Raw genomic sequence first — 12,815 nt, 5'->3', positions numbered from 1 at the left:
CTGTCACAGAGCCGCGGTGGCGGTCAAAATACGGCATGAACGCGATGGCGGACATGGAAGCCGTCGGGAAAATGCGTTAGTCTGTCGCTACCGTGGCAGCCTTATTGTCCAAATTCTGGCCAAAAGCCTGTCCGGATCGACCGAATTGGTGAAATATGACGATGCAGGGTGACACTCTTGAACTCGACCGGTTTGACCGGGCGATACTCACCACGCTGGCCGAGGACGGCCGTGTGTCGATCACTGAACTGGCGCGGCGGATCGGCCTTTCGAAATCGCCCACTCAGGCCCGGTTGCGGCGGCTCGAGGAACTTGGCGCCATCCGCGGATACAAGGCCATCCTCGATCCGGTGCGGCTGGGTCTCGACCATGTCGCATTTGTCGAAGTGCGGCTGGCGGACACACGAGAGGACGCGCTGGCCGCCTTCAATGCCGCGGTCGCCGGCATTCCGGAAATCGAACAGGCACATCTGATTGCCGGAAACTTCGACTACCTGCTGAAGGTGCGCACCTCGGACATGCGCAGTTACCGGCTGGTGCTGGCAGAGCGCATTTCGACCCTGCCCCATATCGCCTCGACCTCGACCTATGTGGCCATGCAGGCTGTGAAAGAGACCGGTTTGACCGGTGGCACGTCTGTCTGAGGACCGGGGGCGCGACACCCGGCGTGACCTCGGTCCCGCAGATGTGACTTGACCGAAACGCCGTGTGGTTCAGACTTGCAGGATGAAACTTGCGCTTGTTTCCTGCCTGATCTCGCTTGCCACGCCTGTTCTGGGCGACGGTTGTCCGCCTGCGCCGGACCACGGCATCGCCCTGTCGCAACTGCTGGACGAGGTGCGGGACGCTCCGAACGAGATGGCAGGCCGTCAGATCTCGAACCGTATGTGGGAATACTGGGCCGACGCACCGGACGAGCCCGCACAGGCACTGCTGGACGAAGGCATGCGTGCACGCGGGGCATATGATTTCCTGCGGGCGACTCGGGCGTTCGACCGCCTTGTCGACTATTGTCCGGAGTATGCCGAAGGGTACAACCAGCGCGCCTTTGTCAACTTCCTGCGGCGCGATTTTGCCGCGGCGCTGCCGGACCTCAATCAGGCGATTGCCCTGTCACCGGATCACGTCGCGGCGCTGGCGGGCAAGGCGTTGACGCTGATCGAACTGGGCCGGGACGACGAGGCGCAGGTTGTGCTGCGGCGCGCGGTGGCGCTGAACCCCTGGATCAGCGAGCGTCATCTGCTGCGCGAAGCTCCTGGTCAGGAGCTCTGATCCCTCTCCTTTGTCAAAACCAAAGCTTGTCGCGGCTGATGATTGCTGGCATCTGAGGACGCGAGCCAGGATGTTCAGGGTCCGGGTGTCAGCGTCGGCTGCCGCTCCGTCTGGGTATGTCCATGCTTTTGCGGGCGTGATGGAATGGTAGACATACCAGACTTAAAATCTGAGGGGCGTATGCCCGTGTGGGTTCGAGTCCCACCGCCCGCACCAACTCCTGCCTGCACCGCCCGCCCGCATGATCCCGGCAAGCCCAGAGCGGCGACGCGGAGTGTCCCAGCCCCTCAGACGGGACGCAGCGCCGCCGCCGCCGCGCCGCGTTTTGACGCGGAGACCTTGAAACTTTCCTCGCTCCGCCTGCACACTCCCGACAGGGGCGCCCGAGGCCTCAGATTGCACAAGGCATGACATGACCCAGCTCACCACCGTCAGCGGCGCCGCCGTTCCGCCATTTGCCTTTGGCACCATGCAGTTCGGTGGGCGGGCCGATGCCGCGCAGAGCCGCGCGATGTTTGAGACATGCGTTGCCGCGGGAATCCGCCATTTCGACACTGCCCATGTCTATACCGACGGTGCGTCCGAAACCCTGCTGGGCGAGTTTGCCCGTCCGGTGCGGGACACGCTCTTTGTTGCCACCAAGGCCGGGTATTCCGGCGGGTCCTCCCGCGCCAACATTCTCGACACCTTTGACACCAGCCGCCGCCGTCTGGGCATGGACACGGTTGATCTTCTGTATCTGCACCGCTGGGACGGCACGGTGCCGCTGGATGAAACGTTTGAGACGCTGGCCGAATTGCAGCGGCAGCAGAAGATCCGTCATATCGGCGTGTCCAACTTTGCCGCCTGGCAGGTGATGAAGGCGCAGGCGGTCGCACAGCGAATAGACACCCGCATCGACGTGATCCAGCCGATGTACAATCTGGTCAAACGTCAGGCCGAGGTCGAGATCCTGCCGATGTGCGCGTCGGAAGGTATCCTTCCGGTGTGCTATTCGCCGCTGGGGGGCGGACTTCTGACCGGGAAATACGGCGACGGCAGGACCGGCCGCCTGACCGAGGACGACCGTTATGCCCGCCGCTACGGAGTCGAGAGCATGCACCGGGCCGCCGCTGAGCTGACCGCGCTGGCCCATGAGGTCGGCACAGATCCGGCCACTCTGGCCGTGGCCTGGGTGGCGCGGCATGTGTCTGGTCCGGTGCCGATCCTGTCTGGACGCACGCCGGAACAGATTGCCCCGTCTCTTGCCGCAATGCGCTATGTTCTGGACGACGCGCTATATGCCCGCCTCTGTGCGCTTGCCCCCACGCCGCCGCCGGCAACCGACCGTCTGGAAGAAGCGTGAGCTGACCCAGCGGCAGCGCACCAACGTCACGATCACTTCCCTTCGTCCGCCGGACGGCTAGATAGGGGGCATGACACCCCTGCCCGCCTCGCTTCAGCGCTGGTTCGACACCCGCGGCTGGTCGATCCACCCGCACCAGCAAGAGATGCTGAAGCGGGCGCGCGAACCTGCCTTGCTGCTGATCGCACCGACCGGCGGTGGCAAGACGCTGGCCGGCTTTTTGCCGACGCTGGTCGAACTGGGTGAGGCGCCCGCCCCGGGTCTGCACACAGTGTATGTCAGCCCGCTCAAGGCGCTGGCGGCGGATATCAAGCGCAACCTGCGGATACCGGTCGAAGAGGCCGGCCTCGCGGTCCGCATCGAGGATCGAACCGGTGACACCTCGTCCCATGTCAAGCGACGCCAGCGTGCCGACCCGCCGCATATCCTGCTCACCACCCCCGAGAGCCTGGCGCTGCTGACCTCTTACGAGGACGCGGCACGAACCTTTGCCGGGGTAGAGCGGGTGGTGGTGGACGAAATTCATGCCCTTGCCGATTCGAAGCGCGGCGACCAGCTGATGCTGGCGCTGGCGCGGCTGTCGACATTGTGTCCGGGGCTGCGCCGGGTCGGGTTGTCGGCCACCGTCGACGATCCCGCCGCCATTGCCCGGCTGCTGGCCCGCCATCCCGATCCCTGTGCCATTCTGACCGCCGATCCCGGACCCGATCCCGACATCTCGATGCTGGTCACGGACGCGGCGCCGCCGTGGTCGGGAGGCGGGGCGGCCCATGCGATTCCGGCCGTGCTGGAACAGGTGCGCCGCCACCGCACGACGCTGATCTTTCACAACACCCGCGCGCAGGCAGAAATCTTCTTTCACAATCTCTGGCTGGCCAACGAAGACGCCCTGCCGATCGGCATCCACCACGGCTCACTCGACCGGATGCAGCGGCAAAAGGTCGAGGCGGCGATGGTGGCGGGCCAGCTGCGGGCCATCGTCTGCACCGGCAGTCTCGACCTTGGCATCGACTGGGGCGATGTCGACCTCGTGATCCAGATCGGTGCGCCAAAGAACGTCAAACGTCTTGTCCAGCGCATCGGCCGCGCCAACCACCGCTACAACGCCCCGTCCAAGGCGCTTCTGGTGCCCGCAAACCGGTTCGAGGTGGTGGAATGTGTTGCCGCGCTTGACGCGGTCAAGGCGCATGACCTCGACGGTGAGCCGCGCGGTCCCGGCCCGCGTGACGTGCTTTGCCAGCACATCCTGATTGCCGCCTGTGCAGGTCCGTTTGACGCCGATCTGCTGTACCGCGAGATGACCAGCGCCGGGCCCTATGCCGCCCTGACCCGTGCCCGGTTCGACGACTGCCTGCAATTCTGCGCCACCGGCGGGTATGCCCTGCGGGCCTATGACCGCTGGCAACGGCTGCTGCAACGACCCGACGGGCTCTGGCAACTGCGCGATCCGCGCTCGGCGGCGCGGATCCGGCAGAACATCGGCACGATCCAGGACACCGATACGCTGAAGGTGCGCTGGCGCGGGCGCGGCGGCGCGCCGCTGGGCGAGATCGAAGAAGGCTTTGCCGCAAGCCTCAGCAAGGGCGACACCTTTCTGATCGGCGGGCAGATCGTGCGGTATGAAGGCCTGCGTGACCTGGTGGTCGAGGTCAGCCGCGACCCTGGCAAAAAGCCGAAAATCGCCACCTTCATGGGCACCAAATTCGCCACCTCGACCCAGCTCTCGGCCCGCATCGTCGCGATGTTCCAGCAGGACAGCTGGCCTGATCTGCCCGGCCACACCGCCCAGTGGCTGGCCCTTCAGCGCGACGTCAGCCGCCTGCCGGAACCGGGCCGGCTGTTGATCGAGAGCTTTCCGCACGACGGACGGCAACAGCTGGTGGTCTACGGCTTTGCCGGGCGCAACGCGATGCAGACGCTGGGCCTGTTGCTGACCAAGCGGATGGAGGAGATGGGTCTGGCGCCGATGGGGTTTGTCGCCACCGACTATGCCACGCTGATCTGGGGGCTGGATGCGGTCACCGATCCCGTGCCGCTGTTCGACCTTGAGGCGCTGGAAGCGGGGTTGGATGGATGGCTGGCGGGCAACGCGGTGATGAAACGCACCTTTCGCGCCAGCGCCACCATCGCCGGGCTGATCGAGCGCAACCTGGGCGGCCAGCGCAAATCCGGGCGACAGGCAACGATGTCCTCGGACATCCTCTACGATACCTTGCTGAAATATGACCCCGACCACCTGCTGATGCAGATCACCCGCGAAGAGGCGATGCGCGGACTGGTCGACTTTGACCGCATCCGCGAGATGGCGGCGCGGGTCGGCTCGCGGATCGACCACGTGACGCTGGACAGGGTTTCGCCGCTGGCCGCACCGCTGTTCCTGGAACCAGGGCGGGTGCCGGTGCGCGGCTCGGCCGATGAACGGCTGCTTGCCGACGAGGTGGCGCGGCTGATGGAGGAAAGCGGTCTGGCGCAGGTCGACGCCGCAGGCGGGCGATAGGCGGGCGCCTGCCCTCCTGAACGCGCTTTGCACTTGCGCCGGACGCCGTGTTCCGGTTTTGTGCCGCCATGTCGCATGTCTTTCCCTTCCAGGGCACCCAGCTTGTCGCCCTGCCTTCCGGCGCATTGTTCTGGCCCGACCGGAACCTGCTGGTGGTTTCGGACCTGCACTTTGGCAAGTCGGCCCGCGCCTCGCGGTTCGGCGGCGCGCAACTGCCGCCCTACGAGACGCGTGAAACCCTGCTGCGGCTGGAAGACGACCTGACCGGAACCCGGGCGCGGCAGGTGATCTGCCTGGGTGACAGCTTTGATTCCCCCGAGGTCGGCGGCGCCCTGCCCGAGGCCGAATTGCTGTGGATCTCGCGACTGCAGGCCGGACGTGACTGGACCTGGATCGAGGGCAACCACGATCCGGGACCGGTTGGCCTCGGCGGCACCCATCTGGCGCAGATGACCCTGGGGCCGCTGACCTTCCGCCACATCGCCACCGCGACAGGACAGGGCGAGGTGTCGGGGCATTATCACCCCAAGGCGATGTTGTCGCTGCGCGGCCGCCAATTGTCGCGGCCATGTTTTCTGCTGGATCAGACCCGCCTGATCCTGCCGGCCTTTGGCACCTACACCGGTGGCCTGACCACCCGCTCGGCCCCGCTCGCCAGGCTGATGGCCCCCGGCGCGCAGGCGATCCTGACCGGTCCCAGCCCCTGCGCCATTCCGATGCCGCGCTAGTCCCCCTTGCGCCGCGTCCGGCACCGTGCACATGCTGCCGGAATGAACATCCCCGACGATACCCTGACCCGCCGGATCGAAACCAGCTTTGCGCGCCAGACGATGATGGCGACGCTGGGCGCGACACTGGCAGACATCCGGCCCGGCGCGGTCACGATCCATGCCCCCATTCTGCCGGGGACCATGCAACAGCAGGGCTTTGGCCACGCCGGGCTCACGTTCTCGATCGGCGATTCCGCGGCCGGCTATGCCGCCCTGACCCTGCTGGATGACACCACCGAAGTCGTCACCGCGGAGATCAAGGTGAACCTGCTGGCCCCGGCCCGCGGAGAGCTTCTGATCGCGCGCGGCAAGGTGGTGAAGCCCGGGCGGCGGCTGGTCGTTGTCACCTCCGAGGTTTTTGCCCGCGCCAACGGCAGCGAGACGCTGATCGCGCTGCTGCAGGGCACAATGGTCCCTGTTCCGGCCTGAGCCCCTGGCCCGGTTTCCGGCCCGCGGGCGACGCGCGGTTTAGGACAGAACCGCTTCGATATGCGCCCAGACCGGCTGATCAGGGACATGCAGACGCAGGCCGTCGCCCAGAGCCAGTCTGCCCGGCCGCTCGACCCAGGCGGTCACACCACGCCGCTGAGCGGCCGCAGGCTTGAACCGTTTCCCGAAACCTGTGCGCTCTGTCTCGATCTCGCGGGCTGGCAACTGGCAGGGGCGGTTCTGCATGTCGACCACCAGTGTCACACCGTCCGGCCCCTGCAACCGTGAGGACGGCGGCACATGCGAGAAATTCGGGATACCGTCGATTACCATCGACGCTCCGGTCCACTCCGGCGCAATCGCGTCCAGCCCCATGCGATCGGCGATCTGGGCTAGCTCTTCGGACGACACCACCGACAGTTGCCGCACATTGCGGATCTCGGTTCCGCGCGGATGCTGCTTCAGCAGACGGCTGCACGAGGGCCGCGTCAACCCGCTGTGGCGTTCATCCTCTACGCCGTCCCAGCCCAGATCCAGTGACTCCGTCGCGACCGACCGGATCTCGGTTCCGGTTGGCGGAACACGGCCCAGCCAACGGATTGTCGCGGTGAAGTCGGTAGGTTTGAGGGCGGGCATGGTATTCTCCGTAGCTGCCCGGACAGACTGCCTGCCCGACCGGACAAGTCAAATGCAGCACCGTGAACCGGCGTTTAAATTCCGTGAAACAGGGCCATTCCGTCGCGGCAACCGGGGGCGCCGGGGCGCGGAGACTCAGCTGGCGACGAACTCCAGGATCACGCCCCCCGCCTGATCGGGCGCGACCGCGTGCCCCTGCACCGTGGGATACGATGCGACTTCCGCCGCCGTCAGGCAGGACAGCGCCAGGTCCATTCGGGCCACCCCTATCTGCAACACGGCATATCCGCCGCCCGGGGTCGCATCAATCCAGGCCGCTGGATACTGTCGTTCCAGCTGCTCCCGGCGCTGCATCCAGATACTGGCCGAGTTGCGGCCAGTGTCGATCATGGCCCCACCGTCAGCCCGGGTCACCGCCGCCACCCCCAAGAGCCGCGCAAGGCGGGCGGCATCCGGTTGAGGGTCATCAGATACAGCCTTTACTGCGGTGATGCCGATGGCCGAATTCGCGTGTCGCATGAGTGCGGGCAACCAGACTGTGTCCGGCGTCTTGTGCTGACACATGAAGAGCAGGCCGACGGGCACATCTTCGGTTCGGAAATTCAGGGTCGAGAATGCCGCACGACCGACGCCCCCGCCATCCAGCGGTACCGGACGGTCAAAATGGCTGAGGGATTCGGTGGCGATTCCCAGGTGTGCCAGATCCCGCGCCGCCGCTTCGGCATCTGCGACACGGCAGGCAATGGCATGAAGCCCCGGCCCGCTGCGTTCCAGCACCGCGCGCCGCTGGCGGTTCAGCTCGGTGTCCCGCAGGATGCCCAGCAGCTCGATGTAGTCGTGCTGCAACATGATGGTGTGGTTGGCGGTGCCCTTGGCCGCCGAATGCAGCCCGGGCGGCGACAGGGCAAAGCCGAGACGCGCGTATTGCGCCGCGACGCCGTCCAGATCACCGCCAATCAGCAGGACGTGATCTATGCCTGTCACCGGATGACTCATGGTTGGCTGGGGGCGCGGCGGACGGGGGCGCGGCGCGACGGCCGGACACGCAGCAGCCAGACAAACGCTGCCGTCATCACAAGAAACAACAGGCTGAACGGCTGGGTGAGAAATATCAGCGGACTGCCTTCTGACACGATCAGCGAACGGCGCAGAAACTCTTCGAAATACGGCCCGAGGATGATGCCCATCAGCAGCGGCAGCAGCGGATACCCGAAGCGGCGAAAGCCGAAAGCAAAGGCGCCGATGGCCAGCGCCATCCACATCTGGAACATCGAATAGGTCGAGGCGTAGACACCGACGACAGACACCATGGCGATCACCCCGTACAGGATGCCCCGGTTTATCCGCGCAAGCCGCATGTACAGCGGTCCGAAGATCAGCACCGAGACAAAGATCAACAGCGACGCCACCACCAGCGCGGCAAACATCGGCGCGACCACGTCAAAGTTGTTGGCAAGCAGCCCCGGCCCCGGCACCAGGCCGTGGATCAGGAACACGCCGAAAATGATGGCGGTCACGGCATCGCCGGGGATGCCGATGGTCAGCAACGGTACGATGGCGCCGCCGCACATGGCGTTGTTTGCGGCTTCGGATGCCGACAATCCTTCGATCGACCCCTTGCCGAATCCTTCGGGGCGACGCGATCCGCGCTTGGCCTCGGCGTAGGCGATGAACGATGCCATCGACGCGCCACCGCCCGGCAACATCCCGATCAGCACGCCGATAATCGAACTCTTGGCGTAGGTGACCGCGCCCACCGCCTTCAGGTCGGCGCCGCTGGGGACAAAGTCGCGCGGGCTCAGGCGTCTGTGTGCCGCGGGCGCATCGCCAAAGGCGAGTTTGCTGGGAGTGGCGGCCTGCACGAACAATTCGCAGATCGCGAACAGGCCGATCACCGCAGGCAGCAGCGTGATGCCCTCGATCATGTAGTAGCTGCCAAAGTCAAAGCGCCCCACCGGCAGCATCGGGTCAATCCCCACGGTCGAGATCGCAAGGCCGATCGCCATCGCCATCGACGCCTTCCACAGCGAACCGGTGCTGACGATGGTGACGGTGACGATCGCCAGCAGCACCAGCGAGAACTTGTCTGGCGTCTGGAACAGCAGCGCGACCCGGCTGATCGGCTCGGCCAGAAACATCAGCAGCACCGCCCCGACCAGCCCGCCGACAAGTGATGCAAAGGCCGACAGGCCCAGCGCGCGCGGCCCTTCGCCGCGCTGCATCATGGCATAGCCTTCGTAGCTGGTCATCACGCCGGAGGGTGCCCCGGGAATGTTGACGGTAATGCCGGTGATCGAGCCGGCATAGATGCCCGCCATGTAGATGCCCATCACCATGACCAGCGCCTGCGTGACTTCCATGCCAAAAGTGAACGGCAGCAGGATGGCGATCGCCAGTGTCGCGGTGAGACCGGGGATTGCACCAAAGAACAGGCCCAGCAGAAAGCCGCCCAGCAGAAACAGGAAGGTCATCGGCTGAAACAGGACAACAAAGCCGCCCGCGAGGTCCGTCAGCATCGCCTCAACCTCCCCAGACCGGCAGGAAAAGTCCGAACAGCTGGACAAAGAACAGCCAGCCGAACCCGGTGATCGCCAGCGCCGACACCGCCGATTTCCAGCCCGCATTCCGCAAGTCGCCGGAGGATTCGAAATTGAAGAACAGCGCGATCAGCAGGGTGTAACAGAACGTGCTGATGAAATACCCGGTCCAGGGAAACGCGACGAGATAGAGCGCCGTCAGCACCAGCACCGCAACCGGCCCGAACCGGGCCAGCCCGGGAACAGTTCCGGGGGTCGGTTCGGCCGTCGCCTCGGTTTCGGGGCACACCAGCGCCTCGAACAGGATCCGCAGACCGGCGACATAGATAAACAGGCACAGCGCCAGCGGCAGAAAGGCCGGCCCCGGCTCGCCACCCTTGGCGAAGGGCAGTCCCAGTTCCACGAGCTGGCTTGCGTAAATGCTGTTCAGCACGATCAGAAAGGTCGCAAAGGCGGCCTGCAGATTGAAGCGACGCTGCGCCATGAAGCTATCCCCAGTTCACGCCGGAGTTCGGGGGCCCGGAACACTTCGGCAGGCTCCCGTCGGCAACGGCAAGGGGCGCGGACATGCGCCCGTCACCCGATGCACCCTGTCACTGCTCCAGCAGACCCTGCTCGATCAGGCTGTCGATCAGGCCAAAGGCGCGCTGTTGCGACCGGGCGACATAGGCTGTGGTTTCCGCCGGTCCCATCCACTGCGGACCCATCGCGGTTTTGGCCGCAAGCTCCTGAAATTCGGCATTGGCAAAGACCTGTTCAAAGGCAGCTGCCAAAGTTGCAATCTCGGAGTCGGCTGTGCCCGCGGGGGCCGCGAGCAGGCGAAAGCTGCCCCAGACCACGTCATACCCGGCCTCCTTGAAGGTCGGCACATCCGGAACATCGGCGCTGCGCGCCTCGGCCATCACGCCCAGAACCCGCAGATCCCCCGACTGGATCGCCGGAAAGGCCGCTGAAACCGACAGGCTCGCCGCGTCCGTCTCGCCGTTCAGCAATGCCTCGCGCTGCGGTCCGGAGCCGTCGGGATAGGGCACATGGCGGACATCAATGCCGGCCGCATCAGCGAAATCAAGCGCCGGAAGGTGCCAGACGCCGCCGGTCCCGACATTGGATATGGTCAGGGTGCCCGGAGCGCCCTTGGCCGCCGCAACGAACTCTTCAAGCGTGGTCCAGGGCGAATCCGTACGCACGACCAGCGCCGTGGGATGCACGGTGACCGAACCGATATAGGCCAGATTCGCCGTGTCATAGCCTGGCACCAGATCGAACTGCGGCACGGTGATCACGCTGTCCCAGGTCAGAGAACCGATGGTATGGCCATCCGGACGCGCCCGCATCAGGCGCATGGTGCCGACGCCGCTTTGCGCACCGGTGATGTTCTGGGTGTTGATGCCGACGCCCAGCGGCGCTTCGGCAAAGTTCAGAAAACTGCGCATCACCGTGTCGGTGCCGCCGCCTGCGGACCAGGGCATGATGTGCATGATGTCGCGCTTGGGGTAGTCCTGCGCCTGTGCCGCGAGCGGAAGCAGCACCGCAGCGCCGACAATTCCTGCCTTGAGGGTGGTGAGAAATGGCATGGAAGTAAACTCCTTGTTGGTTGTCTTTTTTATGGTTGTCTCCGGTCAGCCCATCCAGCGCCGGACCGGCGCGCGCGCCTCTTCCAGCGGCTGGCAGATGATGTCGACCAGCGTCGGGCCATCGTGATTGATCGCGGCGCGCAGGACGGACTCGAGCGTGTCCGGGTCCTCGACCCGCCAGGATTTCACCCCATAGGCCGCCGCCACCGCCGCCTGATCGGTGCGGTTGAATTCGACGTTGTAATACCGCTGGTCGCAGTCGTCGTGCTGACTGGCCTTGATCCAGCCGAAGTTGGAATTCGAGAACACCACATAGGTGATGGGCGCGCGGCACCGCGTCACGGTTTCCAGTTCTCCCACCGTGAAGCCGAAGGAGCCGTCGCCCATCAGCGCGACAATCTTTGACTGGGGTCGGCCGAACCACGCCCCCAAGGAAGCCGAGAGCGCGTAGCCCAGCGCCCCGTGCGCACGGTTGGTGATAAAGTGCCGCCCGTTCCGCGGCAGGGTGTAATAGGCCGAAAAATAGGGGCACGAAGTGCCGGGGTCCGAGACCACCGTTGCATCCTCGGGCAGCACCCTTTGCAGGCTGGCAATGATCCGTTCTGGCCGGATCGGCGCTTCGGCGCTGTCCGCCAGTTCGGCAAACCGCTCGAACTTGCGTTTGCGGATGTCGGCCACGGCCGCCGCGCCGCCAAAGGTCGCGCCCCCCTGCCCGCGCCGGTCGAGTTCGGCGTTCAGCGCGGCGAGGGACAGCTTGAGATCCCCCGGGACCCCGACCTCGATCTGATAGACCGCGCCAAGAACCATCGGGTCGACGTCAAACTGTACCACCCTGGTGCCTGCCGTCGGCGCTTCCCACCGCGACGTGGTGGTGGACCCGGCACGACAGCCCATGAAGATCACCATATCGGCACCCGCCATCGCCTCCCAGGTTTCGTCCGTGCCGCCGTTCGAGCCGACAACGCCGACACAGTTGGGATGGGTTTCCGCCAGACAGCCCTGCCCGGAGATCGAGGTCGCAACCGGCATGTCGAGCCGTGTCGCCAGCCGGTCCAATTCGTCCATCGCCCCCGCGATCACCACCCCGCCACCGCAAACGATGATCGGCTGCCTGGCCGAAAGTATCGCGTCGGCCGCAGCCCGGATTGCGCTGTCATCGGGCCCCATGCGATAGGCTGGATAGCTGGACAGCGCCGGATCGGCCCAGATGTCGGATACAGGCACCGCGTCATACTGGATGTCATAGGGCAGCCCCAGATGCGCCGCCCCCGAACGGCCGGTGGTCATCGCCCGGAACGCCTGCCGCACCATGCGTGGAATGTGGTCGGCGCGCCGGATCACCGTGTTCCATTTGGTCAGCGGGCGCATCAACGCCTCCTGATCCACTTCGGTCAAAGGATAGCGTCCATAAGAAGCGACCGAGACATCCGTGGTGATGCCAAGAACCGCGTAGGAACTCTCCGAGGCTTCGATCAACCCCGGCAGGATATAGGTCGCGCCACCGCCGGACGGCCCTTCCGCCACACCCACGCGGCCGGTCACCCGGGAATAGGCGTCGGCCATGTAGGTGGCGCTGCGTTCGTCGCGGGTCAGCACATGGGTCATGCCGTGATCAAGGCCGCGCATTGCATCGTAAAACGGCAGCGTCGTGTCACCGCACAGGCCAAAGATATGTTTGACGCCGTGCGCCTCCAGCATCCGCACCATCGCCTGTGCGCCGTTCTGTCCGTTGCCGACCTGCCCTGTCATCTGCGC

The 12,815-nt window shown here is 65.4% G+C and carries 12 protein-coding genes and 1 tRNA gene; 7 read left to right on the top strand and 6 right to left on the bottom strand.

Translation table 11 applies throughout. The features are described from left to right. The first annotated feature begins 161 nt into the window (after window positions 1–161). From FOY53_RS16100 to FOY53_RS16070, 7 genes are all read left to right on the top strand, one after another. Window positions 162–644: an Lrp/AsnC family transcriptional regulator gene (locus tag FOY53_RS16100; RefSeq protein ID WP_146590769.1), complete on the top strand. Its 483-nt coding sequence runs from the start codon at window positions 162–164 to the stop codon at window positions 642–644. 82 nt (window positions 645–726) lie between these two features. Further along, on the top strand, window positions 727–1,272 hold the full coding sequence (locus tag FOY53_RS16095; protein WP_146590708.1) for a tetratricopeptide repeat protein: 546 nt from the start codon (window positions 727–729) through the stop codon (window positions 1,270–1,272). 130 nt (window positions 1,273–1,402) lie between these two features. Further along, a tRNA-Leu gene (locus FOY53_RS16090) sits at window positions 1,403–1,488 on the top strand. Between the two features lie 196 nt (window positions 1,489–1,684). After that, complete coding sequence (locus FOY53_RS16085) at window positions 1,685–2,617, top strand: aldo/keto reductase (RefSeq protein WP_146590706.1); 933 nt, start codon at window positions 1,685–1,687, stop codon at window positions 2,615–2,617. A gap of 70 nt (window positions 2,618–2,687) precedes the next feature. Then, on the top strand, window positions 2,688–5,114 hold the full coding sequence (locus tag FOY53_RS16080; RefSeq protein ID WP_146590704.1) for a ligase-associated DNA damage response DEXH box helicase: 2,427 nt from the start codon (window positions 2,688–2,690) through the stop codon (window positions 5,112–5,114). Window positions 5,115–5,182: 68 nt separating this feature from the next. Beyond that, complete coding sequence (gene pdeM / locus FOY53_RS16075; RefSeq protein ID WP_146590702.1) at window positions 5,183–5,842, top strand: ligase-associated DNA damage response endonuclease PdeM; 660 nt, start codon at window positions 5,183–5,185, stop codon at window positions 5,840–5,842. A 42-nt stretch (window positions 5,843–5,884) separates the two neighbouring features. Further along, window positions 5,885–6,313, top strand: a complete 429-nt coding sequence (locus FOY53_RS16070; protein ID WP_146590701.1) for a PaaI family thioesterase — start codon at window positions 5,885–5,887, stop codon at window positions 6,311–6,313. A 39-nt stretch (window positions 6,314–6,352) separates the two neighbouring features. Here the strand turns inward: FOY53_RS16070 and FOY53_RS16065 are convergent, their stop codons facing one another. The 6 genes from FOY53_RS16065 to FOY53_RS16040 form a co-directional block, all read right to left on the bottom strand. Next, window positions 6,353–6,949 (bottom strand): MOSC domain-containing protein, encoded by a 597-nt coding sequence (locus FOY53_RS16065; protein ID WP_146590699.1) that lies wholly within the window; start codon window positions 6,947–6,949, stop codon window positions 6,353–6,355. Between the two features lie 135 nt (window positions 6,950–7,084). Continuing rightward, window positions 7,085–7,933: a VOC family protein gene (locus FOY53_RS16060; RefSeq protein ID WP_186766631.1), complete on the bottom strand. Its 849-nt coding sequence runs from the start codon at window positions 7,931–7,933 to the stop codon at window positions 7,085–7,087. A gap of 8 nt (window positions 7,934–7,941) precedes the next feature. After that, window positions 7,942–9,465, bottom strand: coding sequence for a tripartite tricarboxylate transporter permease (locus FOY53_RS16055; protein WP_146590695.1), 1,524 nt, complete (start codon window positions 9,463–9,465; stop codon window positions 7,942–7,944). A 4-nt stretch (window positions 9,466–9,469) separates the two neighbouring features. Continuing rightward, entirely contained in the window at window positions 9,470–9,970 is a 501-nt protein-coding gene (locus FOY53_RS16050) for a tripartite tricarboxylate transporter TctB family protein (RefSeq protein ID WP_146590693.1), read from the bottom strand. A gap of 109 nt (window positions 9,971–10,079) precedes the next feature. Further along, window positions 10,080–11,060 (bottom strand): tripartite tricarboxylate transporter substrate binding protein, encoded by a 981-nt coding sequence (locus FOY53_RS16045; RefSeq protein WP_146590691.1) that lies wholly within the window; start codon window positions 11,058–11,060, stop codon window positions 10,080–10,082. Between the two features lie 45 nt (window positions 11,061–11,105). Continuing rightward, complete coding sequence (locus tag FOY53_RS16040; protein WP_222435270.1) at window positions 11,106–12,809, bottom strand: thiamine pyrophosphate-binding protein; 1,704 nt, start codon at window positions 12,807–12,809, stop codon at window positions 11,106–11,108. Window positions 12,810–12,815: the final 6 nt, after the last annotated feature.

This window comes from Puniceibacterium confluentis, assembly GCF_007923445.1.
In the GTDB taxonomy this organism is placed as follows: domain Bacteria; phylum Pseudomonadota; class Alphaproteobacteria; order Rhodobacterales; family Rhodobacteraceae; genus Puniceibacterium; species Puniceibacterium confluentis.
Note: the sequence above shows the minus strand (reverse complement) of the source record. Positions and strands in the feature narration are given on the sequence as shown.